This is a genomic window from Gilvimarinus sp. 1_MG-2023, from assembly GCF_030548285.1.
Genome location: NZ_JAUOSC010001453.1, coordinates 1 through 248, shown reverse-complemented (window position 1 = coordinate 248; position 248 = coordinate 1). Strand labels below are relative to the sequence as shown.

Annotated in this window: 1 protein-coding gene; it reads right to left on the bottom strand. The window is 57.7% G+C overall.

What is annotated here, in order from left to right:
• A partial coding sequence (locus Q4563_RS21640) for a hypothetical protein (protein ID WP_303605995.1) occupies positions 1 to 218 on the bottom strand: 218 nt, incomplete at its 3' end.
• Positions 219 to 248: the final 30 nt, after the last annotated feature.

Here is a 248-nt window from a genome sequence, read left to right as displayed (position 1 = left end):
GCGTACATCAGGCCAGCCAGCACACAGAATCGCTGGCGATCTGCCCACACGTTGACGCCATTCAATGTCGCTGGGTATGGCAGCAGATCAACCGCCTCAGCCGGTATCAGGTTGTGACGCCCGCGTTGGATGATGCCATCGATCTGGCTCTTGCCGTCTCGATACAGCTCCTGCTGTCGCGCGATGGATCGATGGCCCTCGATTACCGAGAAATCCATGACACCAAACCGAAGAGCTCGTTGCACAAC